Raw genomic sequence first — 25707 nt, forward strand, 5'->3', positions numbered from 1 at the left:
AAAACCAATAAAAACATTAGAAATAAAATATAGCCTTTGACTCTTAGTCTTACAAGCGATTTAGAATTTTAGCTTAGTAAATTTCTAAGTTAATATGTGAGTAAATTTTGGGATTTTTATTTTTAAAAGGGAAGGTTTTTTTACTAGAACTTTAAGCGGAAAATGAAAGTTCTCGATGCAAAATCAGGATATTTTTTCTTTAAGCATTTGAAGAAACTTGAAGAAAGTGGAGGATTAATAATGACATGACGAATAGCCTTGCTATGTGTGATTTTTTCAAGCAAGGCTAAATGATATTTATTTTTTGAAAAATAAGGTTTACGGGTTCGGAACAAGCATTTTTTTGAATAAATCGAATGGGATTGTACTATTATTCTTTTTATCTATCCCCGTATTTGTAAGACGTTTTTGAGATTCATTTATTCTTTGTTTTTGATAAAACTTTAATTTCTCACTAAACATTTTCATAAAATGAGCCGGAGCGCTATAATCAGCTTTGTTATCTCTAAACCATTTAACAGATTCTTCAAAAGCCCACTCACCAGACGTTTCTAAGTTATCTAAATCTGGTGGCAATCTTAAAGCAATGACATAAGCTTCATTTTCAGTTAAATTTGTTACACGTTGACACATTATATGGTGGTAAGCTCTTTTCTGATCTTCACTTAAGTAAGTGTTTAAGTCTTCTTCTCGCTTCTGAGTAGAAGTAGGTTCAGATTGTAATTCTTTTTCCGTTTTAATATCAAAAATATCTAATCCATTAGAGGAAACAGATATTTGATTTTCATCTTCAGATTCACTTTTTTCTTGTGAAGTTTTCTTCTTTAAAAACTCTGTGAAAGTAGAGCATATATCAATAGCTAAAGCCCATTTCACCTTGAAGTATTCAATGATTTTTAAATAGTTATTATGTATGGTTAAGATGTAAACGGAAGGAGCGATTTTTCCATGCCGTCTTACCTTTATTTGTTGGCATACTCCTAAATCTTGCAACCAATTAAACACAAAGTTTATAACAGGCTTTGAAATGCCAGATTTTTTGCTAATACGATCTTGTTTAACTTGGCTATATCCTTCTTGTACTAAATAAGATAAAACAGTCTCAAAGGCTTCGAACTGTCTTTTGGTAAGGTAATCTCTTGTGGTAACACCTTCATCTTCATGGACAATATTATCAATATAAGTAGTAACTTTCTTGATTGATTGATTAATAGTTCCCGGTGATTTGGATAAATGTTTAATTCGAGGACTTAATTCAGCTTTTGCTCGACTAAGCAAAAAGTTGTTTAATAACACGGAAAAAACCTCCTATTTTTTTCCACCACAAAGAAACAGAAAAATGCTGGAAAAGTAGAGGTTTTTATTCACATTATATATATTAGGTGCTATAATGGTTCTAGATAATATATATTTTGATATGGATAAAACCCCTACTCTCTTAGGATTTTTAATTGATTCAGCGGCCAAACTGATAGATCAATTAAAAATGGCTTGTGGTAGGGTTTTTTTATTTGTAATAATTTAAACGATAAATTTATTTATGCATTAATTTTATAACTATTAAGATAGAATATCAATCTAATAATTAGTATTTTTTACTTAAATAGGTTGTTTGTTGATTAATTCAATTAAATTAAGACGTAAATTATACGAACTAAAGGTCTCTAATATTTAGAGACCTTTTTTTGGAGTTCATGTTGAAGATAATTGGTGAAATTAACAAAGTCTATATGTAATTGATCATATTTGTATCCAAAAAATCTAAGGTATTCAGTCAGCTCTTTCTCTAAGCGTTCTTGTTTTTCATCAGGTAATAAAAGAATTTCTTGATGTAACTCTTTTACTTTTTCATATATGTCTTGTTTTTTTTCATGTTCACTTATCGTCAAATATAATTCTACATTATTAATTATATCTTGTTTATGCTCAATTTTTTCTGTAGGTGCTTCATTATTTAGAGTAGCTGTGTCACTTATTCCTATTAAATAATCAGCGCTGACATCAAAAATTTGTGCTATTGCAGCTAGGATATTGTAGGGGGGCTCAGATCCTTTCTTTTCCCAATTCGAAACAGATGCAGAGCTAAAAGAAGATCCTACAACTTCACTTAATTTTTCCCCTAACTCCTTCATTGACCAACTACGTTCTTGGCGTAATTTTCGTAAACGCTCGCTAAAAATATTCATATTTTTAGTCCTTTCATATAAATTCATATTCTGAATATGTTAATAACACTAAAACGAGTATATAATACATAGTATTTGTATATATATTTTAGTAAAAAAAACTAAAATGTTTTAATTTTTAGTAAATTTTACTTGTTTTTCACTTTAAAAGTGATGTATACTTAATTTGTACTAATCGAGAGGAGGTATTTAATACTTATGTTGTTAAGTGAACGGCAATCAAAAGATTACTCTTTAACACAACTCGGTCAAAAAGTTAATATTAAACCTCAAGTTCTTCATGCGATTGAGAAGGGAAAAACAAGTGTTAATTCCGAAAGAGCAGAAAAAATTGCTAAGTTTTTTAATAAACCGGTCGAATACTTTTTTATACCAACGTACTACCGAGTTCGAGAATAAATAAAAAAGTTAAAGTTACTAAATAAAGTTCCAAAGTAACCATATAAGTTTAATTATAGTAAAAAAAACTAGTAATTCAAATAGAATTAATGATTCAAAAATTGATCTTTGAAGTTGCAAAAGGAAAAACGGATGAAAACGGCATTGCAAAATTCAAACTTCCATATGGAAAGTACACATATAAAGAAACATTCGCACCAGACGGATATTTACTGAATGAAGAAGTATTCCCTTTTGAAATTAAAGAGGATGGTCAAATTATTAAGCACACGGTGAAGGATCAGAAGAAACCGACACCACCTACACCAGAGACACCACAACCAGAACAACCACAAAAACCAGATCAACCAGAAGCGCCACAACCACAGGTACCGGAACAACCAAAAGCAACTGAAAAACCTGTCATTCCACAACTAGAGAAACCACAACAGATTGTTATGAAACCACAACTAGAACAAACACCAAAGAAAATCGAAACTTATCTTCCGACAACAGGCGGTAAAGCCGAAAATCCATACATAAAATGGATTGGTCTTGTATGTGTCGCACTTGGCTTAATTGGAGCTGTATTTGCAGTAAGAAATCGAAAAAAAGCTCAATCGTGAAAGGACTAATAGTATATGACAAAATACCAATCTCATTTTAGTAAAGTAGACGAAAATCCGTTAGGCTTTGCTATTGGATTTCGTAATGCATGTATACTCGTAATTCCCATTTGGACAGTTGTTTTTTGGATAGGGAGCAAGATATAAGAAACCGAGAGGGAGATGAAATGAAATGTCAGAAATTTACGTCGGTAAAATGAAAAATTTAGGGAAACCTGGGGAAGGCGTTATGCGGCGCAAGAGTGCTTGGTTACCTGAAGAATTGATGCAAGCAGTTTCAATCGCTCAAACTGTAATTAAACCATTAAAGCAACATGATTATTGGATAGAATCCGCTACAAAATTATTGGCAGGAAGTATTTTGTATCTGGATCAACGTCATAAAAACCTATATTACCTAGATGTGAAAAAAGTTATTGAGTTCACGGAAAAAATGTATGAGAGTGAAGCGAACTTGGTAGAGGTAGTACATTCGCTTGAGAATGAGCATCCAGCTTATCATATCTTCCACGAACTAGGTCTTTATTCAAAAGAAACAAGGGATGCGATAACTATCACTTTGCTATACGTTCTTGAAAAACATCAACGTGAAAAGCAAGAGGAACAAAAAGAGTATTTTTGGTTTCAGTAGTAGTCAGAAGAGGAAAATGAAATAGGAAGGAGTGCAATACATGTTAGGCGTAGCTAAGAATTATACAAAGGTGATTAGAGCGTTGAAAGAGATGAATGAAGGGGAAAAGGTTACAGGTGTGATAAAAGCTCGATTTGGGGCTTATAAATCGGTCATAGAAGGTGTGGAAGAAACAAACGATGATTTTATTTTCATTTTTGATCCGAAAGGCATTTTTTTTGAAGATACACATCATGAAAAACAAAAACAAGGATATCACATCATCAAACATGATTTGCTAACTAATTATGAAACGCTTGAAGTGGATTTAAAACAAAAGTCAGTTGTGTATATCAGTATAGAAACGGAAAGAAGTACGTATCAAGAGAGAGGAGAAGCATTATCAAATTTTCTTCAGTATCTAACAGAATGCAAGAATATAAGACCAATTCACCTGGTATTTCATCAATATGATTTGTACCCAATCCCTCATATGGAGCAGTTTTTAAAAGAAAGCGCAACATACCACATTCAGCATTCAATCGTAGTTGAATCTCAATCCGCATTACAGCACATATACGGAAAAGAGGCAGCACAACGCATCATAACCTCGTATAATACAACAATCCTAGCATGATTTAAAGCACTCGTTCACTATTTCATTCTATCTAGATGGCTAGAAAACTATACAAGGGAGAAGTATTTTTCTCCCTTCCTTATCAAAAATAGGAGGCGTTCATATGGGAAAAGAACAAAGACTCACATTTTATGATATTGCCGCATCACAAGCTCATAGTGTTAAAACTTTTGATGGAAAAACATACGAACTGAAAGGTACCATCGCAATTGAAAATAACACAGGAAGCATTGAAAATGTAGCTCAAATTTATTATCAAGTGCGTTCTGTCAGAGACGAACATCAAAACTTGATCGCAAAAAGGAAACATAAACAAGCGGAATTAGTAGCCGTAAAACAAAAGTGTAAATAAAAAAAGCGATTTTGAAGTGTGCTGAGAACATAGCACAAAGTAATTTGCTCTTTGACAATTTAGATATATATTGCGTATATCTTCCTTTCAGTAATGATGTAGAAGGATGATATACGGCTTTCAATATATATGCGTGCCTCCCTTGAAACGGTCACTAGAGGGGTTAGGTATACGATTATCGTTAGAAGAGTGCGCACGTAAAACTCATATCTGTGACCATTGGAAATGCATTGTATCAAAAATCTGTTTGCGCTAGTGATCGTGAGGAATATCCCATTTTGACATTCTAAAGAAGCGATAAACCATACAAACAGTAGATACATAAGGTTCTACGTTCATGCCAAAATACGTAGTGCGGTATTGGGCATATAGAAGCTAGGTCGGGGTTAGTTTCTATATGCATACCAATACAGGGTTCGTCATTCCAGCCATAAATGATATTTCCATTTTCTATCCCACTTTCCTTTAAATGTTATAAAATAAAGACAGATGTTGAAGTTTAGATGTGTCTCATCACACTTCAAAATCGCTTATAAAAATATGACATAGGGAGGAACATGCATGAGTCGTAAAGGGTGGATCATTTCCGCTGTTGTTGGACTGTTAATTGCAATTGGTATTGGTTCAACATTTGTCTTTGGTTCGGGAAAAGGGGAAGTAATGGAACTTAGTCCGTTAGAAATGAAGAAGTTCATGAGTGAGGATGGCACAGGTTTTGTTATGTTAAATTCCACTAAGAAAAAGAGAGAAGATTGGCTTCATGCTGTAAAAAAAGTAGCTCAACAAGAAAAAGTCCAGGTACAAGAATTAGATGAAGAGGGTAAAGATATACCAGGTTCAAGTAACCCGTATGATTGGGGATTATCTCAAAAAAGAGATTCACTAGCATATTATGAAAAAGGAAAATTAAAAAAAGATATTAAAATTCCACAAATTAAACCATCAGAACTTGAAAGTGAACTTAGTTTTTTTGTTAAAAATTGCAAAGAGCAATATCAGAAGTAATCACATAATCATTGAAAGGTGGTGATATAGTGACGATTTCACAAAGAGAGTTAAGAAAAGAAAAAGATATGGTAGCAAACCTATTAAGAGCCAATGGTCAGGATTATAACCATTGGCTTCATTTACATCATCAGAAATACATTGAAGAAAATCAAGATTTAGTAATGAAAGCTTTACAAGCTTATAAGGCAACAGCAACAGAAGTAAAAGAAGACAGCAAAGCGAATGAATCAAGTCAACTTAGTAATGTATAAGCATCTAAAAATGAAAAGGGAGTGAATGTATATGTTGGAAACAATAGCTCAAATGTTAGTGTTAGGTGATGCGATGGACGGTCTAATTAATACAGGGAATTCATTTGTTACATGGATGCAAAGAGGAGCAATGGTGAGTACAGCAATTGTTTTTTGTTTTGGCGCTTACCAATTAATATGGGGAGGGGAACGAGGGAGACATAAATGTATTTGGTGGTTTATTGGTGGAGCAGTCGGACTCGTTATTGTAATGGGATGCCAATACTTAGCGGAAAGCGTAAATACTAATGTTAAATTTGGTCAGATCTTATTCCCGTTTTTCTGGAGGAAATAGTGAAAAAATATAATTAAGGCAATGAGGGAGCTATGCAAAGGGTATGGCTTTTTTTGTTGCCTTTTTTTATTGGAATTTGAATCTGATACAAAAAGGAGGGCGGATTATGGGATTTATTATACAGTCCTTTAAAGAGTTTTATAGTAATCCAGTAGGATTCTACTTGATCGTGGCATTGATAGCTATGTTAACATTTACTGTTTGTTATTTTATTTTCATGTGTATGGTGTCAACTGAGCGAGCTTTTGATTTTTTAGGAAGGTTGTTAAGAGACCTTTTACCATTAGCGTTTTTATTTGCTGTCTTCCTTGTATTAGGTTCTTTTTTGTACTATGCATTTTGAGATCAATCGAAATGAAAATAAATATAAATCAAACGGAAGAAAGGAGAAGCCATGTTTGTCATTTTTAAGAGTAGCAATGGAACAGAAATTGAGTCGGGTAAGCAATATTCGTTTCATGAAGCTTATATCTTAACGAAGCGATTAGAACGAGTTTATAGAGAGGCAGGGCGTCAAGAACATATTGATTTCGATTTGTTAGACGGTCATTCTAATGAAATTTATAACGGTACATTATCACTTGGTTCGAGATATGCAGATCATATTTTTGATCACATTTCTAAAAAAATGAATGTGATGCAATTAGATCCGGAACAAGAGGAACAAAAGAAGGAACTGTTAGAAACGTTAGAAAGAGAAATCAATGATTCTCCTTTTCATGAAGAATATGAATATCAAGAAGAATTACCAGAAAGAACGGAAGAACCCTCTTATCGTCCATCGGATGAAATAGAGCCACAAGTAAAGCCTGGAAAGGGAAATAGAAAAGGATTCAAGATTATTGCGAGTGTCATAGGAAGCGTAGTGTTAATTGGAGCTGGTGCCATATTTGCCTTTAAGTTATTCTCTTCCGAACCAGTTTCGAGTGCAAATGCTGGTTCTGAACAATATGTAGTAAAAGGATTACAACAGGCAGCCATTCAACAGTATGGAGAAGCCGTTAAATACTTCGATAAGGTCAATTACACAGAATTAGATAAAGATAGTCAGAAGGCAGTTTTATTTACTTATTTATTAAACGGAAAGGCAAATAAGGCATTACAATATGAGCCTAAATTTGCAGAAAGTGTGGTTGCTTATTTTATTGGGATAGACAACATGAATAAAATCAATGAAATTGATGTCAAAAATGATGTAATCGACTTTGAAAAGGCAGCGCTTAATAAGAAATATGAGGAGGTAATCAAACTTAAGGGGAAAGTCAATATGGATGGTAGACGTGAAAAGCTCATTGTTGAAGCTTTTGTACATCTAAAAAAATATGAAGATTGTTATTCCTTTGCCAAAACACAAGGAAATAAAAACGTAATGAAAGAGATCAAAGAATTAGAGAAACGAGATATTCAACAATCTACGATAAATGAAGAGGAAAAGAAAGCTAAGATTGAAAAAATTGATAAAGATCTACAGAACATCTAAGGGGGAGAGAATAACATGCCTTTAAATTATGAGAATCTGTACAAAAAAATGGGAATTGTTTTTCTTGGTGGTTCATTGATATTAAGTACGACAGGTTGCAGTTGGTTTGGAAGTAAGGAATCATCCAAAAGTAAAACAGCTATTACAAAAAAGGTAGATAAGAATAAGCCGGAGGAAAAGAAAGAAAATCTGAACAAACAAGATTTCGAAGCAATTACAGAGAATGCAATTCAAAGTAAGGATAATGAAGTTGCTTATGTTCTCGAAGAGCTTGATAAATCGAAAATTAATTTTAAAGAAAAATCCATTGTAAGTAATCTTCAAAATGGAGATGAAACCACCTCTCGTGTTCTAGCACTCTTTGATAAAGAAACGACAGATAAAGCAATTCAAGATACAGCAAAAGATAATGTGATTGCAGCTATTACAGATAATAAGCCACAAGTCACCGTGAATGGAGATCACTTTGCATTTGGCAATCAAAATATTGATTCTTCTTTAGCGAGTATAGGAGATATTCTTCCACCAGAGAAGAAACCAGATGCAATTGTGAACCCACCAATTATAACGGAGGGTGAGAATAGTAATACGGAAAATACAGGGACAGAAAAACCAAAACCACCAATAGAGCCGGAAAAACCAACAAATCCAGAGAAACCGACAGAACCGGAAAAACCGACAGAACCGGAAAAACCAACAAATCCAGAGAAACCGACAGAACCGGAAAAACCAACAAATCCAGAGAAACCGACAGAACCGGAAAAACCAACAGAACCAGGTAAACCAACAGAACCAGAAAAACCAACAGAACCAGGTAAACCGACAGAACCGGAAAAACCAACAGAACCAGGTAAACCAACAGATCCAGAGAAACCAACAGATCCAGAGAATCCAACAGATCCAGATAAGCCAACAGATCCAGAGAAGCCAACAGATCCAGAGAAACCAACAGATCCAGAAAAGCCAACAGATCCAGAGAAACCGACAGATCCAGGGAAGCCAACAAATCCAGAGAAGCCAACAGATCCAGAGAAGCCGACAGAACCGGAAAAACCAACAAATCCAGAAAAGCCGACAGAACCGGAAAAACCAACAAATCCAGAAAAGCCAACAGAACCGGAAAAACCAACAAATCCAGAAAAGCCAACAGAACCGGAGAAACCAACAAATCCAGAGAAGCCGACAGAATTAAATAAAAAAGAGTCAAAATCAGATGTAACAGTTTAAAGGGGGATTCGCTTACCCATGTACAAGGATGAAATTTCAATTAAATATAAGTTAGCTGAAAAAAAAGTACTCATTCCATTGAGTACTTTTTTGTTTGTTGGAATGTTTTTAATCGCTAATTTTTTACTCAACTTATCTTTAGAGCTGATAGAAACAACATTTAGTGACTTATTACATCCCAAACCATTTTATATAGAGGTAGGATTTCTTTTTCGGATGCCAATTGCAGAGCATCCAATTTACTACATGCTTGTTTTCCTTGTAGTGATTGGAACCATTGCAAGAACGGTGTATAAATTGAAATCTTCCTTTAAAAACTTAAATAATCATCAGAAAGGATCTAGTCGTTTTACAACAGTTGAAGAGCTGAAAAAGCAATACCGAGCTGTACCCGATAGAGAGGAATCGTTTAAAGGTGGCGGTGGCGTTGTTATCTCACGACTAGGTGACAAGGTATTTATTGATGATAGCCCGGTAAACAATTTAGCCATTGGTACAACACGCTCTGGTAAAGGGGAAACTTTTGTATTTCCTACAATTGATGTCTATTCTAGAGCGGAACATAAACCATCATTAATACTGAACGATCCCAAAGGCGAACTATTTAGTGCCTCAAAAGAAACTTTGGAAAAACGAGGGTATCACATTGAAGTCTTGAATTTGTTAAACCCTCTTGATTCTATGAGTTATAACTTGTTGCAGCTTGTCAAAGATGCCTATAAAGATGGGGATTATTCAACGGCACAGGCATTATGCAAAACACTCTCTCACACTTTGTATTACAACCCAACTGTAAAAGATCCTTTTTGGCAACAGTGCGCTATGAGCTTGTGTAACGCCATGATATTAGCAGTTACAGATAAATGTATTGCGGAAGGTACAGAAGAAAAAATCACAATGTATGCAGTTGCAAATATGTTATCAGAACTTGGTTCAAAAGAGGTAATCGTAGATCCGGAAGCCGATCCACAAAATGCATTAGATTTATACTTTGAAGGCTTACCAGCGGATAGTGTTGCGAAAATGCAATATGCAACCTCGAACTTCTCAAAAGGAACGACACGAGGTGGGATTTTCACCCAAACAATGAATGGGCTTTCTATTTTTACATTTGATGAAATTGCTAAAATGACAGCGAAAAATAGTGTGGATTTGAAACGTGTTGGTTTTGGAAAAACGATAAAAGGAAAAGTAACGCCAAGAAAACGAGTAGAAATTGTATTTCCGGATGGCTCAAAGGAGTCTATCAAGGCAGATATTACAGGACGTTTTGCATTAGATTTTAAGAAAGTAATAAAAGTTGGAGATACGATTCAATGTAATGAAAAGGAAAATCCTCAAACTAAAACCGTTATTTCTATTACGAAAATAGATGAAAAGACGGGTCATACAGAATTTAAAGTAGTAGAAGAAAATGAAGATATGCAAGTAACAAAAGTGGATTATTTCGATAAACCAGTGGCTATTTTTATGATTACACCAGACTTTGATTCTTCGAATCATGTGATTGCTTCAATTTTCGTAAGACAGCTTTATTTTATATTGGCTAAAGGTGCATCCCTTGCTCGTGGAGGGAAATGTCACCGTGAGGTGGTTTTTTTCCTCGACGAGTTTGGAAATATGCCGAGTATTGAAGGAATGGCGAATATTATTACGGTTTGTCTCGGTAGAAATATCCGTTTTAATCTAATCATTCAAGCATATTCACAATTAAAAAATAAATATGGAGAAGATGCAGATACCATTGATGGAAACTGTGGGAATACGATCTACATTCTAACAAACGATCAAGAAACAGCCGAAAAAGTGTCCAAAAAGTTGGGGAATCAAACAATTAATCTACCTTCCCGAAGTGGAAAAGGTCTTTCTACTGATAAAAATAAAACGGAAGGTCTAGATCAACGCCCACTATTAACAGCAAATGAGCTTACGAATTTTAAAGAAGGAGAAAGTGTCGTTATTCGTATCATAAAACGTCAAGATAATAATAGAAAGCGTATCAGACCTCGACCAATTTATAATACAGAAGAAACAGCTTTAAAATATAGATGGGAGTATTTAGGAGTAGAGTTCGATACAGATAAATCTATTTTAGATATAGATATTGATTCCTTACATGATGATGTAGAACCGAAAGAACTTATTGTAGATTTTCTAGGAGAAAAGAAGGAAGAACAAATTGCGAAAGAACCATCAAAACCAGAACAGGAAGATTTGTCACCAGTAGAGACACCGCAGCCAATAGAAGAGCCAACAATGATGGGAATTGATGAAGAGATTCCGGAAGAGGCATTTCAGCAGGAAGATAGCCCGTTTGATTCCCTCTCCATTGAAAATTGGAAGGGAAAAACGGTTAATGAATTTTTCGAATCTGATTTAGCGGTTTTGAAACTGGTTGATAAGTTCTTTTTAGCACAGTTAGGGAAATCAATAGATGAGGTTGGAAATCAAGAAATGGGTGAGTTTTACAGTGAATTTCAAATGTTAGCTCACAATGACCACATCGACAAAAGTGTTTATCAAGCAGTCGAAAACAAGATTAATCGAATCTTACGTGATTTAGAAGAAAAAGAACAAGTGACGAGTTAGAAAAGCACTCAAATGATTGAGTGCTTTTTTGAATCCAAACTAAAGGAGGAAGAGGGAATGTGCGTACCGACAATAACGAATAAAATGCAAATGATTTTAGATAGTTACTCGCCGTTTGTAACAGAAGAGAATGAGGTCATTCTTGGTCTAGAAGATGCGGTTCTTTTCCTTTCAGTAGATCGAGAACAAAAAGGGAAATTGATTATTCGTATCGACAGACTAAATGAAAGGGTGAATTGGACAGCAAAAGAAGTATTAGGGCAATAGCAAGCATGAGAGGAGGGTAAATAGTGAAAGATGAAGAGATTTTAAAGGTTTTAGAAACATTCTCGGATTATCTTCAAGTAGGAGACATCGTGAATTATGTATTGCGTTGGCTAGGATGGTTCCTAATTGTAGGCTTATCTTTAGTTGTAGATGCTTTAGAAGGTGTGACAGATGCCATACTGGGGATTAAAGGATTCTTTAATTCACCGGAAATACAAAATTTTGTTGATATGTTATATCCATTGTTTGTCGTTCTTTTAGCCATATCGTTTTTATATATTGGCTACATGTTTATTATGAACAAACAAATGAACCGTTCTCAAATTATCATCAATATTTTCGTAACACTGAGTGTACTTTGTTTATTAAGTACTGGTATGACAAAGGTTGATAAGTTCACCGATGATGCCATAGCAGTTGTAAAATCAGAACAAAAAGGCTCTTTGAGTGATGAAATTATTAAGAAGAATGTAACCGATATTGCAGTGATAGATCAAAATGGATGGAAAAAGAAAGAGGATACGAATCCGAAAAATCATATTCCAGAAAAAAACATTAGACAGATAGATATTACAGAAAAAATAGATTCGGATTTTGAGTTTGCTAAAGATAAAAAGTTATCAGATGATGGACAAAAATTATTGAAAAATAAAAGAGTGATGGATGGGATGGGAGTCGCATCTCTAGCAGAATTGAAAGATGGTTGGTTTGATTTCTTTCCCGAAAAGTATTATCGCTGGCATTGGAATTTTTGGAACATATTCTTTACTTTACTAATAACTGGCGCAACGTTGTTATTGGTGAGTATTAAATTAGCTAGATTATTTTATGAATTGGCATTTAACTACTTGTTAGCCAACATATTAGCACCAGCCGATGTTGCGAATGGTCAAAAGTTAAAAGCCGTGTTATCCAATATCCTAAATATATTTATAGCAACGATTATGATATTCCTATCTTTGAAGCTATATATAATGGGAACGGCGTTTCTCCATGACAAATTAAATGGTGTGCCGTATCTGATTGCATTAGCGGCATTTAGTATGGCAGTTTTAGATGGCCCGGCAGTCGTAGAAAGGCTATTTGGAATAGATATTGGATTAAAGAGCAGTTGGGGCATGTTAGCAGGTGGTTTCGCACTGGGTAAAGGAATTGGCGCTCTTGCAAATTCAAAACCAATGAAGGGTCTAGGGAATATGATTGGAAAAGGGGCGAAAAGTGCAGCAGAAGGAACTGGTGTTGCAGCAGCTAAAACAGCAAGTGCGGCAGCGATGGCAACAGGTGGAATGGCTGGTCTCATAAGTGGCTTGAAAAATGGAAATGAATCTGAAAATAAAGAATCCTTGCAAGATCAAATGAAAAAAGCTGGTGAGAAGAAAGCAAAAGGAAATGATTTAGCAAATAAGGAAAAAGAAAAAGGTAACTTAAATAAGGAAGAAGATAAAAAGAATGGTGGTACACCATCTATTCAAGAAGACATGAATAAAGGAGGGAACGAAAACCCTGGGATAGCGAATGGGCAAGAATCGGGAACAACAAGTCTTCAAGATGAAATGAAAGAAGCTGGAAAATCAAATGGAACAAGTGAAGGAAATCAAACAGCAGGAGGAGTAAGACAAGGTGCGAGTGAAGGAAATCAAACACCAGGAACAGTAAGACAAGGAGCAAATGAAGGAAGCCAAACACCAGGAACAGCAAGACAAGGGGCAAGTGAAGGAAGTCAAACACCAGGAACAGTAAGACAAGGAGCAAGTGAGGGAGGTCAAACACCGGGAACAGTAAGACAAGGAGCAAGTGAAGGAAGTCAAACACCAGGAACAGTAAGACCAGTACCAAGTGGAAGTAGCCCGGCACCAGTAGAAGCATCGAGACCAGCACCAAGTGGAAGTAGCCCGGCATCAGTAGAAGCATCAAGACCAGCACCAAGTGGATGTAGCCCGGCATCAGTATAAGCATCAAGACCAGTACCAAGTGGAGGAAGCCCGGCACCAATGGAAGCATCAAGACCAGCACCAAGTGGAAGTAGCCCGGCACCAATGGAAGCATCAAGACCAGCACCAAGTGGAAGTAGTCCGGCACCAGTAGAAGCATCAAGACCAGTACCAAGTGGAGGAAGCCCGGCACCAGTGGAAACACCAAGATCAGTACCAAGTGGAAGTAGCCCGGCACCAGCCGACATCGTAACGGTGACACATAGTAGCCCAATTATTTCTTATGAAAGTGATAAAGAAGTGGCAGCAAGTAGAAGTCAAGAAACACGGACATTAGGACAATATACAACCGATAAAGTTAAAAATACTACAGCATCGGTGAAACAAAAGGTAAGAGGAGTGCAAGAACGAATTAATACTTCTGAAACGGTACAAAATACAAAACGTTTTTATCAAATGGGTCAAAATACGGGTAAAAGTTGGAGAGATATCGTGAACAAAAATAAAAATAATACGGATAAAAAATAAGCGTAATCGTACGCTTATTTTTTATTGTCGAAAAGGAGGGAATCCCGATGAGAAGCTATCGGATTCCGAAGGAAATCAGTACAGAATTACGGATTAATAAAGTGCTTTATCTAATAGATTTCTTTTTATTAATTGGTTTATTAGTTGTAACGATGATTCTTAGGAACTTCGTACATGATTCTTTTCAATTACCATTTCTTATTTTCATGGCAGCTATTGCAATTATCATGATTTGGCGACCAAGTACGAATCCTCAAAAACGAATGTATGAAGTATTGATTATTACATTGCTAAGAAGAAAAGGCGCATATTGTGCCATTGATAACGATCAATAAGGGAGGGGTCACATATGGCATTATTCAGCGAAAAAGATGTAGAGAAAGAAGAGCCAAAACAACTAGAAAGACCGAAGAAAAAAGCATTTCGATTTAACGAAAAAAATGTAAAAGAATCAATTTCCGAACCAAAAGAAATTGTTAAGGTGGTACCCAACAAAAAGAAAGAAGAAGAAAAAACAAAGGTAGAAAGAAGCGTAAAAAAACAGAAGAAAGAAAAGCCAAAGAAAGATGTTTCGAAAAAGAAAAATCCAAAACTTTTAGGTTTTTTATCTAGAAAAAAGAAAAAAGCACCACCAAAGGTAAAGAAAAATATTGCGGAAATTATGCAAATCGTAGATATGACGGAGGATGGCATATTTGAGCTGAAAAATGAGGAGTTTTTAGAAATTCTTCAAGTTGAAGGTGACGATATGTTCTCTAAGAATAGCGATGAACAAGCATTTGTTATTTTCTCACATGCGTATTTTTATCAAGCCTACAAACAGTCCATTAAACTCGTTTTTTTAAACTTCCCATGCCAAACTACCGAACAGCAACGATATATAGAGAAGAAAATTAAAGAATGCACTAGTCCTTTGTATGAACGGATTTTAAATCAGAAGTTAAAAGAACTTCAGTTTTTAGAATGGGGAAGAACAAATCGGGAAGCCTTCTTATTTATTTACGGAGAAACGGAATTAATCGTAAAAGAACGTGTAGATGCAGCAAAGCGATATATCAAACGCTCTACCGAACTATTAGAGGTGGATGAAGAGAAAAAGCTAGAGCTTATGTTTAAATTGTTTAATCAAAATGCAAAATTGGGCACGAAAAATATATGGTAGTAAGGGGGAAACAATATGTTTGCGTTCAAAAGTAAAAAATCAAAAAAGGAAAAACAAGAAGAACTAAAAAAGAAGAAAGGTTACAACCCTTATTTAGTGGCTAGAGTTCAGCCACAAGGAGGCGTAAGTTTTAAAGAAAGTTATGTGCAAACAGGTGATGGATTTTCTACTTGTATCCATGTTTTTGATTATCCAACAGAAGTAAATGATTTTTGGTTAGAGCAAATCATGAATATGCCAAATGTGATTACAACACTAGATGTGATGAGTGATGACCGAAAAGAGGTTGTTGAATCTATTAATAAATCCATGAGTGAACAAAGTGTTCGGCATGATACAGCGAAAGATAATATAGATCGAATTGATGCGAAAAATGAATTTTTAGAGCTGGAAGCTCTTTATACGGACTTGAAACAAGGGGAGGTCATGAAGCGTATTCACATACGTATCTATGTCTCCGCTAGAACATTAGATGAGTTAGAAAAACAAGTAAAAGAAATCATGGAAACATTAGAATCCTATAACTTTCGAGGAGCTGTCTTTTTAAATGAACAAGAGTATGAATGGGATGCACTCGTAACGAGCTTTGATACACAAAAAAACTATGTGAACAGAAGAAAAGGAAAAGAAATACCAGCGGTAAGTTTGGCTGGTGGATGTCCATTTCACTATTCTTATTTGAACGATCCATACGGTACGTATTATGGAACAACGAAAACAAAAGGAAATGTTATTTTTGATATTTTTCATAAAGACGAACAAAGAAAGTTTTATAACGGTGTAATGATTGGAAAGCCTGGTGCTGGAAAATCAACATTACTAAAAAAGAAATCAGTAGACTATGCAAGTAAAGGTCATTTTATTCGTATTTTTGATATTGTAGGTGAATTCGAGGAAACAGTACGTGATCTGAACGGGAAAACAATTGCATTAGATGGTTCGCAAGGTCAAATTAACCCACTTCAAGTATATAAGACAGCAGAACTTGAAGAAGTTAGTTTCACTCAACATCTATCTAAATTGACAATTTTTTATCGATTCATTGCGCCAGAAGCAAAAGATGATGAAATTAAAGAGTATGAAAATTTGCTTCGAAAATTATATATTCGTATGGGATTATGGAATGATCAAAAAGGAGCAACAAATGAAATTACAACAAGAAAACCAAATGAGTATCCCATTTTCTCAAACTTTTTATCTTTTGTTCGTGATGAATTATATGAGAATGTAGAAAATAGAAAACACCATGAGAATTTAGGAGAAAGCAGAAAACATCGTTTAGAGTTGATTGAATTAAATCTTGTGAATTTAGTAGAAGCATATGCACAATTATTTGATGGTCATTCCACTATTGAAAACTTTAAAAAAGAACAAGTTGTATCGTTTTCCTTACGAAACATTTCAAATTTCAAACCGGAAGTATTCCAAGCGCAAATTTTTAATGTTTTTAATTTAATATGGGATGAAATGATATCCAATGGTGCGCCACAATTAGAGGCATATACTAAACAACAACTTGCTTTTGAAGATGTAATTCGTTATTTCATTATTATTGACGAAGCGCATCATATCATAAACACGAAAAAAGAAAGCGCTCATGCTTTACAATTTTTAACTAAATTTAGCCGAGAAGATCGAAAATATTTTGCAGGTCTTTTATATGCAAGTCATACAATTCGAGATTTTGTACCGGAAGGATCTTCACAAGAAATGATTGATGAAATTAAAAAGCTATTTGAACTTACACAGTACAAATTTATCATGCAGCAAGATAATAACAGTTTAGATATGTTACGAAAAGTATTTGCAGGACAATTAAGTGAAAGTGAGATTGCAGCGATTCCACATTTGCCAACAGGGGATGTCATCTTAAGTATTGGGGCTGTAAAAAACATTCACTTCCATGTAGAAGTAACGGACGAAGAATTGATGTTATTCGGGGGAGGTGCTTAATACCATGCATCTAGTTTTAAAGATTATACCAAAGAAATGGCTCATCACTTTAGCACTAATTGTGATGGGTCTTTTTTCTTTTCTTCTACTTGGAGTAATGAGTATTTTTATTGCGGCAATGGGTGGAGAGAGTGGAACAGACACAGGTGATATTACGTATACAGGTGAAGGGCAAGTCATGAATGTTTCGCCTGAAGTTCTAAAATGGGAACCTACGATTCGGAAGCATGCGAAAGAGTTTGGCGTGGAACCGTTTGTTGCTTTAATGCTTGCACAAATGATGCAGGAAAGCGGAGGCCGAGGTAGTGATCCGATGCAATCATCAGAGGGTGCATTTAATACGAAATATTGTAAATCACCAAACTGTATTACTGATCCCGATTACAGCATATGGGCTGGTGTACAGGAGTTTAAACATGCGATAGAAAGAGCTGGTGTAACGAGTCCTGGTGACATGGATCATATCAAAACAGCCCTCCAAGTGTACAACTTCGGAACAGGATTTTTTGATTTTGTTAACTCAAATGGTGGTAAATATACAAAGGAATTAGCGATAAAATTCTCACAGGAGCAATACAAAAAAGTAGCCCACACGGGTATGTATCATTGTCTTAGACCAGAAGCCGTACCGTATCAAGCATGTTATGGCGATATCCTGTACGTCGATGCGGTTTTGAAATATTATCAACCGGGTTCTGTCGTTTCTGGTGGTGGGGGAAATCCAGGAAGTGGAGGAAGTAGCGGTTCAAAAGTTGCCGATGTAGGTCGTCAATGGATAGGGCGTTCTACATATGTATTTGGTGGAGGACGTAACACAAATGACATTGCAAGAGGGATTTTTGATTGTAGTAGTTTTGTACGATGGGCATTCGAACAAGTAGGGATGTATACCAGCCCAATAGGAGAGGTAAGTACGGAAACATTAAATAGAATCGGTACAAAAGTATCAGCAAATGATATGAAACCGGGTGATGTTATTTTCTTTGATACCTATAAACATGACGGGCATGTTGGCATTGTAATTGATAAAAACACATTCATTGGATGCCAAACAAATAAAGGTGTTTCCATTGAAGATTTAAATAATCCGTATTGGCAAAAAGTCTTTTCTGGTCATGTAAGAAGGTTCTAAAAATATGAAAAAGTAAAGGGGAAATTACAATGAAATTAATAGAAGCGCCAGTTAAGGGATTTGAAAATGCAGTTATAAAACCATCGAATTATTTGATTGAAAAAGATGGTGATAATTTTCTATTACATCGGGAATTGAAAGCAAACGAGATAGCACACTTTATAGAGCACAATATATTTGACTATGAAGGGAAAACATATTTATGGGTGGTAGCAAATTCCCCTTCAGAAGAAGCGGCTAAAACAGGAATACAATCCTACTGGAATGCTACTAAACAACTAAACGATATTACGAAGTAAAGGAGGAATGGATATGAAAGATAAACGAAAATCTTTGTTTATTGTGTTTGTCATTTTAGTTGTAGGTGTGACAGCTTTTAATATCTATTTGAGCAAAAAATCAATGAGTGATGGAAAAGAAAAACAGTTAAAACTTTCAAATGAATTACTAACAAAACAAAATGAAGACTTAAAAAACCGATTGGATAAGGTGCTTCCTTCCGCACAAGAACAACAGAGAAGAGCGTACTTATCGACAGCCGAAACGTTTATTCAATTATCATTTCATCGAGAAAAAGAAGGTTACAGTGAGCGAAAAGAAAAAGCAAAATCCATTATGAGTGAAGAACTATTACAACAATTTTATCCCACTGATAAATACGAATTAGGAGATACGTATAAAACGAAACCAATAGAAATGAAGTTTTATTTACAAGAAAATGAACCAGATAAAGAGGAGATAAATGTGTTAGCTGAATTTATAAATGTCACGACAGATTCAACGCAAAATCGAGAAGAAAAAGTAAACAATGTGTTGCGAATCATCATAAAAAAAGAAAAGGAAACATGGCGAGTTACGAGTGTAGAAGAACTCAATATGAAAGTTTTATAACGAAATAAGGTGGGGTGAGAGTGTGATAGGTGCAATTAGTAAGAAGAGTGAAAGAATCAATCTAAGAAAAAATAAGTCGTGGATTTACTTAGCAATTATCAGCTTTCTATTTTTGGGTTTTTTCGCTTTCTTGACATCTAAATTTTACATGCCGAACGATGAAAGATTGTTCCATACGGAAACAAATAAAGTAATTAAGTTGTCGGGAATGGGGAAATTGATTGTAGAAAAAAGGGAATACAATCCACACAAAAACTTTATACAAATTCGCTTTCGGATAGAACGATATGAGGAAACAGGATTTATATTTAAGGCACAGCAAAAAGCAAATCCAGGTGTTCAGTTACCTGTCAAAGTATTGTATGAAGAGAACGGAAATTACGTGGTAGAGGTAAAGGAATTATCTCCGAATTGGGGAGCGTTAGCTTTTGATATTTATAATAAAAACAGTGAAAATGAACAAATGGATATTCGTAAATTCACACAGGATGTTAACGAATATGAAGAAGAAAATGCATCAACAAAAAGTCCGAATAAACTTGTTCAGTCGATTTTTACCGATCAAAGAAAAACAAAGGCAAACGATGAATTGTTAGCTGAAGACAAAAAAACATATGAGTTAGATTTTATAGAAAGAGACAAAAAAGATATTGAAACAAAGATCAAAAATTATGGGAAAGCAATCAAACTGGAAGAAGAAAATGCGAAGACAGTTTATGAAAAAGTAAAAGAACTAAAAGATGAAATGAAGTATCAAACCGATGGGGAAAAAACGGAAACGCAATCGAAAATAGCATCCTTAGAATCAAAAGTAAAATCATCAGATAAGAACGTGGAATTGTTTAAAGGAGAACAAAAAATTGCACGAGATAAGATCAAAAAATTAGAGCAAAAGGCACAAGAAATTAATAAAAAGTGAAAAAAATATAGGGACACGATGGAGACGTTGGGGTGAAATAAGGGGACATGAAAGGGACATTTAGAAAAAGTAACGGGACATAGTGGAGACATTAATCATAAAGATAGGGACGTAATGGGGACATTCAACTTCTTTTCTTGCCCCCATCGTTTCGCTAGGCTCCGCCTAGCCCCACACCTTCGGTGGGGGCAGAAACCCCTTATGCTCTTCTCACTATTTTTGGTTCTCTACCCATAATTGCAGAAAGGAGTGGAAAGTGTGCATCTAAAAATAAGAGATATAGATCCGGTTGCCTTAAAGAAAATAGATGAAATTGCAAAAGAAAAGGGAATATCCAGGCAAAAGTTTTTGAAAGCACAAATTGAAATGTTGGCATTTTTTCAGCAGCAAAATAAAAGGGAAATGGAATTAGAAAATCTCATTGAAAAGAACATCCATATGATGAGTAATTGTTATAGCGCAATGGAAAAAATGAATGAGTTTATTCAAATGATGATGCAGGATGTTGAAAATGAATAATGCCGTTCCTGTTCAGTCCTCCGTCACACCAGGTGTTGTTTTAAAAACGAAATTTGTATTGCCAAGTTCGGATGCTTTTCAGAACTACATTGATTATGTAGATCGGGAGGAAGCGAAAAGTGAAGTGAAGCTGAATCCGAAAATGTTCGAAACGTATCAAGACTACATGGGGAATTCAGAAAAGACATCAGCACTATTTACGGAACACGCAAATCGTTTAACAGAAAGCGAAAAAAAGTCCTTAAAGGAAATGTTTAAAACCGCTCATGAGAATGGAAGTATCATGTGGCAAGATGTCATTTCTTTTCATAATCCCTGGTTAGAGAAACAAGGCATTTATGATGGGAAAACAAAAACGTTGGATGAAAAAAAGTTAATGGATGTAACACGGCTGGCGATGAAGGAAATGCAAAAAAGAGAGGGGTTGGAAAAAAGCTCTATCTGGTCGGCAGCCATTCATTTTAATACAGATAATATTCATATTCATGTCGCAACTGTTGAACCATTTCCAACGAGAGAACGTGGTAAAAGAAAACCAAAAACATTAGATGCGATGAAGGGGAAAGTCGTAAATAATCTATTAGATCGTAAGCAGGAACAAAAACAAATTAATGATCTGATTCGAAACAATATGGTGGGAAAGAAAAAAGAGGATTCCGTTTTTGATTGGCGTAATCAACATCTTAAACCGTTGTTTTTACAAATCTATAAACAGTTACCAAGTGATAAAAGACAGTGGCAATATAGCTACAATACAATTCAACCATTGAAGCCGGAAATTGATGAATTAAGCAGTCGATATATTCAACATCATCATAAAAAGGATTACGATCAGTTTCTCCAAAAGTTAGATAAAGAAGTGCAAGTTTTTAAAGAAGCTTATGGGGAAGGAAAGTATGATAAGAAGCAATATGAAAATTATAAAACGAATAAAATTAATGACCTATATAAAAGAATGGGTAACGCCTTTTTGCAAGAAATGAAGGCATATGATAAAGAACAAAAGAGAATCCATCACACGAAAAAATCAAAGCCGTTTCAAAAATTTCAACAGAATGTATCTATTCAGTATTCTATGAGAAAAGTGGAACGTGCTTTTAAAAGTGAATATGAAAGCTGGAAGAACCAAAAGTATTATGAGCGTATGCAAAGGGAAAATGCATATGAAAATGAAAGGGGTTAGATTATGGAGAATAAAAAAATACGAATGAAGTTATCGTTAAATGAAAATGTCCATCAATACATTCAAGACTATATGGATGAAAATAATATTACACATCCAGGGGATGCTATATCAAAAATTTGTATGGAACATCAAGCATCAAAAAGTACAGAATGGTCATTGAATTATATTTCCGAAATTGTTTCTAAAAATCTTCATGACATATTAAAAAGTGAGCTAACAAAAATTCGTCTTGGTGCAAATAGTGCGGATCGAAATACACAAGTTTTAATTGAATTAATGAATGGATACTTCTTTGCCAATGACTTAGATTTAGAGAGTATTATTACTACGGATAAAATAGAAGTCGGTGGCGTGAAAATAGCAAAAGAAGTCGTAGCGGAACGAATTAGTCATGCAAGACAAAAACGTATAGATCACGAGGCATCAAAGAACAATGTAACATAAGCTACATTGTTCTTTTTTATAAAAAAAATAGGAGGTTAGTAGGATGTTATTATTTCATGAAGATATCGCATTAGGAGCCATTAAAGAGATTGGAGAAGGTGAACTTGTTTTACTTGTAAAAGATGAAGAATTAACAATCAAAATTACACGAGAACAAGAGGAAGAACTTGCAGTTCATGTTATGAATCAAGAGAATATGTTAGTTCCGGTTAACGTAAAAACACATGCGCTTTTCTTTGATACAACTGAAAGATGGAATGAAGAAGACATGGAGGAATTGCAAAAAGCGAGTGAAAGCGTAGAAGAAGATCATGAGTAAAAGTTATAAGAAAAAGTATCAAACGAAATCACCAGAAGAAAAGAAAGAAGCGGTGCAAGCTTTAACAAAAAAGATGGAAAAAAGCGTAGAAGGTTATTTTCGTACACCGGGAGATTTAAAAGAGTACTTAACGTTTATGGCAAAGTTTTATCACTATTCACCATCTAATATTTCATTAATACAGAGTCAATTCCAGGGAGCCAGTGCAGTTGGTTCCTTTTCTTTTTGGAAAGAAAAAGGCTTTCCGGTTAAGAAGGGTGAGAAAGGAATTAAAATTCTTGTTCCAAACCGAACTGTAGCAAAATTTAAGGACAAAGAAGGCAGTTGGAAAACAGTAACTAAAGCAAGTGAGGAAGAGAAGAAACAAATTGAATCTAAAAGCGTAGAAGTGATGCCTGGTCGCTTATATTTTGCTGTCGGTCATGTGTTTGACCTGTCTCAAACAAACGCAAAAGCGGAAGATCTACCTCGTATTTTTCCGAATCGTTGGCTAGAAGGGAGCGTTACGGATTACCAGAGTTTGTATAAAGGCATGGAAGCCATTGCGGAAAAAAACGGTGTAAAAATTATTGAGCCGAAGCAAGAACTTGGGGTCGCAAAGGGAGTTAGTTACACCTTAACAAAAGAGGTTGCGTTGAATCCTAGAAACAGTGAATTACAAAATGTTAAAACACTTCTTCATGAATTGGCACATGCCAAACTTCATACAGCAGAGACACATATGAATTACACAGCACCAGAAAAAGAGTTTCAAGCAGAAATGACAGCTTACGCCGTTTCTTCTTATTTTGGAATTGATACAAGCGAATATTCATTAGGATATTTAGCGAGCTGGACACAAGGAAAAGAAATGAAAGATAAAACGAGATTATTAAAAGAAGTACATGAAACTTCGATTGAATTTATTGAAACAATTGAAAACACACTAGAAAAGGACAAAGAACAAATAAATGAAAAAGAGGTGGAAAGTATGGCAAATAGAAATGAAAAGCAGGGCGAAAAAAATATTTTATTAGTGGAATACATGAGTTTAAGTAATACGACACAAGAACTTGTTTCTATTTCAGAGTTAAGGGAACAAACAGATAGGAATCGTGCGTTTGAACCAGTAGATGGTGCAGAAAAATTGAGTGATAAAGAATTTATTGATGCATTTAACGAGGCGAATCGAGAAAAGTATGCAGCACTTAATCAGAATGAAATTAATCGTCCAACTATGTTAGTTCAATGGAGCGACAATGAAACTTTTAAGAATAATCAACTGTTTCCATTTGGAGAAGCAAATGAAAAAATGGCTGAGGTTATTACAAGTATTGAAAAAGCAAGGGAAGAAGCTAGAAAAAGAGGTGAAACCATCCCTTACGATCAAGCTCGTTATCATATTGCCATTCCAAAAGAAGTCGATAGGGATTTTGGGAGAATGGAGCTTGTGAGTATGGATCGTTTCAATATGGGGGATGGTGACTACAAGACACCATATGAACAAGTATTAAACGAGAAAAGGTATCTATCGGATGAAGTAAAACAAGCGTTACGAGATGAGGTAGTGAACCATAGAAATAACAAAGAAATACCGATGGAAAAAGCACAGGAAAATACATTAGAAAAATCGAAAGAGACACCCAACCATTTAGTAACAATTGAAGTATTAGCAAACGGTTTGCACGATGAAGAAGAAGTTGCAAGAATCCACATGATGGATGCTGTTACGAAAGATATCGATTATTTGTCTGTATGGAATCAAGATTCAACAAATCGGGAGGATTTATCTGTTTTCCTAATGGAAAAGAACGGGAAACGGGAAAATTACTCCTTAGATAACATTTTGAAACCAGATTTATATGAAAAGGTTCAAAGTTCTATCTTTGATGGGAGAGGAAATTTGTCATTTGTTGTTTATGAAAAGGATGCAAATATGAGTCTAGATGAATTGGTAAAAGATGAACGATATGGACACCTAGTTGATAAAGCGGAGGGACAAAAAGATTACTCATTTAATGAAAAAGAAGGGGAATTATATAAAGAAATGAAAAAGGAAGGATATGCACCTATTGTCTCTTTAGATCAACAAATTCAACCTTCAAAAGAAAAAGAGTCAACTACATTAGATAAGGACTTAAGCCGAAAATTCGAAGCATACAGACGTTCACAATATGAAGAAACACCAGATAATATTGATAGTATTGTCACTCGTGTAAAAGCTGAAGAGCGGTATTATACAACAAAGTATGTTTCGATTGATAATGAGCTGGTAAGCCAGGAACATATAGTGAAATTAGAAAACCAGGTGGATGAGAAGCTTGGGAAAGAAGGAATAACGGTGAATCAGTCTACAACTTCAAAAGAAATAGATGTAGATAAAAAATTTCAGTCATTAAACGGAAAACAAACGAATAATAAAGAAAAAGACAAGGAGCCAGATCCAGGTAATGTAGAACAGTCGAAGGCTACAAAGAAATCAAGTAGAAAAAAAGAAACAATGGAAATGGAACGGTGAAAAATTTTATAAATGGTAAATCAGTTTAAATCATTTTTTGTTACTCAATTGAGAAACGGAAAGTGATTTTTTTATATCTAAAAATGAAAGAGGGTAAAAGTAAAAGCCCTCTTTCTCATTTGTAAAACGAAAGGAGCGAATGTCATGAATGTATGGCTGTTTGGGGGCTGTATGTTCCTTGTAGCGGTCTTTTTGAACACGTTGTTATTATTCGGTCACAGAGTAATGAAAAAGCGGAGAAATAAGAAATGGAAGCGTGAAACTGAAATTACAGATTAATA

At 34.9% G+C, this 25707-nt stretch carries 27 protein-coding genes and 2 pseudogenes; 27 read left to right on the plus strand and 2 right to left on the minus strand.

The features are described 5' to 3' along the window. Nucleotides 1-318 precede the first annotated feature (318 nt). Together MR155_RS24060 and MR155_RS24065 are read right to left on the minus strand one after the other, a co-directional pair. Nucleotides 319-1296 carry a Replicase RepFR55 gene (locus tag MR155_RS24060; protein WP_242311278.1) on the minus strand — a complete coding sequence of 326 codons (978 nt, stop codon included), beginning with the start codon at nt 1294-1296 and terminating at the stop codon, nt 319-321. Nucleotides 1297-1664: 368 nt separating this feature from the next. Beyond that, nucleotides 1665-2213 carry a helix-turn-helix domain-containing protein gene (locus MR155_RS24065; RefSeq protein WP_242311279.1) on the minus strand — a complete coding sequence of 183 codons (549 nt, stop codon included), beginning with the start codon at nt 2211-2213 and terminating at the stop codon, nt 1665-1667. Between the two features lie 171 nt (nt 2214-2384). Here MR155_RS24065 and MR155_RS24070 point away from each other — a divergent pair, with 171 nt between their 5' ends. The 27 genes and pseudogenes from MR155_RS24070 to MR155_RS31865 all read left to right on the plus strand — a co-directional run bounded on the left by MR155_RS24070 (nt 2385) and on the right by MR155_RS31865 (nt 25705). Further along, complete coding sequence (locus MR155_RS24070; RefSeq protein WP_048536239.1) at nt 2385-2585, plus strand: helix-turn-helix transcriptional regulator; 201 nt, start codon at nt 2385-2387, stop codon at nt 2583-2585. A 110-nt stretch (nt 2586-2695) separates the two neighbouring features. Then, nucleotides 2696-3190: pseudogene (locus MR155_RS24075) on the plus strand (prealbumin-like fold domain-containing protein); the annotation flags it as partial. 172 nt (nt 3191-3362) lie between these two features. Then, entirely contained in the window at nt 3363-3821 is a 459-nt protein-coding gene (locus MR155_RS24080; RefSeq protein WP_242311280.1) for a type IV secretory system conjugative DNA transfer family protein, read from the plus strand. Between the two features lie 40 nt (nt 3822-3861). After that, complete coding sequence (locus MR155_RS24085; protein ID WP_242311281.1) at nt 3862-4437, plus strand: type IV secretory system conjugative DNA transfer family protein; 576 nt, start codon at nt 3862-3864, stop codon at nt 4435-4437. A 103-nt stretch (nt 4438-4540) separates the two neighbouring features. Further along, nucleotides 4541-4789: a hypothetical protein gene (locus MR155_RS24090; protein ID WP_002090828.1), complete on the plus strand. Its 249-nt coding sequence runs from the start codon at nt 4541-4543 to the stop codon at nt 4787-4789. 561 nt (nt 4790-5350) lie between these two features. Continuing rightward, the gene (locus MR155_RS24095) at nt 5351-5794 is read left to right on the plus strand and encodes a hypothetical protein (protein WP_098131561.1); all 444 of its coding nucleotides are present in this window, start codon (nt 5351-5353) and stop codon (nt 5792-5794) included. Between the two features lie 29 nt (nt 5795-5823). Beyond that, complete coding sequence (locus MR155_RS24100; RefSeq protein WP_242311282.1) at nt 5824-6048, plus strand: hypothetical protein; 225 nt, start codon at nt 5824-5826, stop codon at nt 6046-6048. A gap of 25 nt (nt 6049-6073) precedes the next feature. After that, nucleotides 6074-6382, plus strand: coding sequence for a hypothetical protein (locus MR155_RS24105; RefSeq protein WP_242311283.1), 309 nt, complete (start codon nt 6074-6076; stop codon nt 6380-6382). Between the two features lie 106 nt (nt 6383-6488). Beyond that, complete coding sequence (locus MR155_RS24110; protein ID WP_242311284.1) at nt 6489-6725, plus strand: hypothetical protein; 237 nt, start codon at nt 6489-6491, stop codon at nt 6723-6725. 51 nt (nt 6726-6776) lie between these two features. Then, nucleotides 6777-7862 carry a hypothetical protein gene (locus MR155_RS24115; protein ID WP_242311285.1) on the plus strand — a complete coding sequence of 362 codons (1086 nt, stop codon included), beginning with the start codon at nt 6777-6779 and terminating at the stop codon, nt 7860-7862. A 15-nt stretch (nt 7863-7877) separates the two neighbouring features. Next, on the plus strand, nt 7878-9089 hold the full coding sequence (locus MR155_RS31860) for a hypothetical protein (RefSeq protein ID WP_277958750.1): 1212 nt from the start codon (nt 7878-7880) through the stop codon (nt 9087-9089). An 18-nt stretch (nt 9090-9107) separates the two neighbouring features. Then, nucleotides 9108-11678 (plus strand): VirD4-like conjugal transfer protein, CD1115 family, encoded by a 2571-nt coding sequence (locus MR155_RS24125; protein WP_242311286.1) that lies wholly within the window; start codon nt 9108-9110, stop codon nt 11676-11678. A 57-nt stretch (nt 11679-11735) separates the two neighbouring features. Next, nucleotides 11736-11945: a hypothetical protein gene (locus MR155_RS24130; RefSeq protein WP_044440900.1), complete on the plus strand. Its 210-nt coding sequence runs from the start codon at nt 11736-11738 to the stop codon at nt 11943-11945. A 23-nt stretch (nt 11946-11968) separates the two neighbouring features. After that, nucleotides 11969-14404: pseudogene (locus MR155_RS24135) on the plus strand (pLS20_p028 family conjugation system transmembrane protein). 47 nt (nt 14405-14451) lie between these two features. After that, the gene (locus tag MR155_RS24140; RefSeq protein ID WP_002090859.1) at nt 14452-14739 is read left to right on the plus strand and encodes a DUF5592 family protein; all 288 of its coding nucleotides are present in this window, start codon (nt 14452-14454) and stop codon (nt 14737-14739) included. Nucleotides 14740-14753: 14 nt separating this feature from the next. Beyond that, nucleotides 14754-15566 (plus strand): hypothetical protein, encoded by an 813-nt coding sequence (locus MR155_RS24145; protein WP_242311287.1) that lies wholly within the window; start codon nt 14754-14756, stop codon nt 15564-15566. 15 nt (nt 15567-15581) lie between these two features. Continuing rightward, nucleotides 15582-17519 (plus strand): VirB4 family type IV secretion system protein, encoded by a 1938-nt coding sequence (locus MR155_RS24150; RefSeq protein ID WP_002090861.1) that lies wholly within the window; start codon nt 15582-15584, stop codon nt 17517-17519. Nucleotides 17520-17523: 4 nt separating this feature from the next. Continuing rightward, nucleotides 17524-18651, plus strand: a complete 1128-nt coding sequence (locus tag MR155_RS24155; RefSeq protein WP_242311288.1) for a bifunctional lytic transglycosylase/C40 family peptidase — start codon at nt 17524-17526, stop codon at nt 18649-18651. Nucleotides 18652-18680: 29 nt separating this feature from the next. Beyond that, complete coding sequence (locus MR155_RS24160; protein WP_242311289.1) at nt 18681-18950, plus strand: hypothetical protein; 270 nt, start codon at nt 18681-18683, stop codon at nt 18948-18950. Nucleotides 18951-18963: 13 nt separating this feature from the next. Next, nucleotides 18964-19542: a MerR family transcriptional regulator gene (locus tag MR155_RS24165; protein ID WP_242311290.1), complete on the plus strand. Its 579-nt coding sequence runs from the start codon at nt 18964-18966 to the stop codon at nt 19540-19542. Nucleotides 19543-19564: 22 nt separating this feature from the next. Then, complete coding sequence (locus MR155_RS24170; protein WP_242311291.1) at nt 19565-20461, plus strand: hypothetical protein; 897 nt, start codon at nt 19565-19567, stop codon at nt 20459-20461. Between the two features lie 258 nt (nt 20462-20719). Continuing rightward, nucleotides 20720-20980 carry a hypothetical protein gene (locus MR155_RS24175; RefSeq protein WP_078205289.1) on the plus strand — a complete coding sequence of 87 codons (261 nt, stop codon included), beginning with the start codon at nt 20720-20722 and terminating at the stop codon, nt 20978-20980. Then, a complete protein-coding gene (mobP2, locus tag MR155_RS24180) occupies nt 20973-22163 on the plus strand; it encodes a MobP2 family relaxase (protein ID WP_242311292.1) in 1191 nt (396 codons plus the stop codon). Before MR155_RS24175 ends, mobP2 begins: the two co-directional genes overlap by 8 nt. A gap of 3 nt (nt 22164-22166) precedes the next feature. Beyond that, on the plus strand, nt 22167-22610 hold the full coding sequence (locus MR155_RS24185; RefSeq protein ID WP_098210576.1) for a hypothetical protein: 444 nt from the start codon (nt 22167-22169) through the stop codon (nt 22608-22610). Nucleotides 22611-22653: 43 nt separating this feature from the next. Next, nucleotides 22654-22929, plus strand: a complete 276-nt coding sequence (locus tag MR155_RS24190; protein ID WP_242311293.1) for a hypothetical protein — start codon at nt 22654-22656, stop codon at nt 22927-22929. After that, nucleotides 22922-25426 carry an LPD25 domain-containing protein gene (locus tag MR155_RS24195; protein WP_242311294.1) on the plus strand — a complete coding sequence of 835 codons (2505 nt, stop codon included), beginning with the start codon at nt 22922-22924 and terminating at the stop codon, nt 25424-25426. The genes MR155_RS24190 and MR155_RS24195 overlap by 8 nt, the downstream gene beginning before the upstream one ends. Before the next feature lie 144 nt (nt 25427-25570). Next, the gene (locus MR155_RS31865) at nt 25571-25705 is read left to right on the plus strand and encodes a hypothetical protein (RefSeq protein ID WP_277958751.1); all 135 of its coding nucleotides are present in this window, start codon (nt 25571-25573) and stop codon (nt 25703-25705) included. The last annotated feature ends 2 nt before the right edge of the window (nt 25706-25707 follow it).

The sequence above is a fragment of the Bacillus cereus group sp. BfR-BA-01331 genome, assembly GCF_022663915.1.
GTDB classification, from domain to species: Bacteria; Bacillota; Bacilli; order Bacillales; family Bacillaceae_G; genus Bacillus_A; species Bacillus_A mycoides.